The sequence below is a fragment of the Bremerella sp. JC817 genome, from assembly GCF_040718835.1.
Taxonomy (GTDB): Bacteria; Planctomycetota; Planctomycetia; order Pirellulales; family Pirellulaceae; genus Bremerella.
In genome coordinates this window covers 1-344 of record NZ_JBFEFG010000204.1, presented here as the reverse complement: position 1 = coordinate 344, position 344 = coordinate 1, and the positions used below count along the sequence as shown (strand labels likewise).

At 61.0% G+C, this 344-nt stretch carries 1 protein-coding gene; it reads left to right on the top strand.

The features are described from left to right. Positions 1-344 (top strand): hypothetical protein (locus AB1L30_RS00975; RefSeq protein WP_367011464.1); only part of this gene is annotated, 344 nt, incomplete at both ends.

Sequence of the window (344 nt, the reverse complement as noted above, 5' to 3'; positions counted from 1 at the left end):
CCCTACACCTTCACCTATTCCCCGTCGGGCAACCTTCAGGGATGCTACGCAGGTAACACGACGACCTGCACCATTCCCGCCGGCGCTGGCGGTGGCACGGGCGTGGGCCCGAACGGTTTCAACCGTCAGAACTTCCGTACGCTGGCGGTTCCTGTCGAGCGCTACCTGTTCGCTGCACGCGGCAACTACGAAGTTTCGGACGATGTCGAAGCCTACTTCGAAGGTACGTTCAATCGCACTACTTCGTCGCGTATCATCGAGCCGTTCCCGCTCGAATCCGGCGGCGCCAACGGCGTGTTCCCGTCGGGCGGCGGCTTCAATGTCGATAACGGGCAAATTCTTCT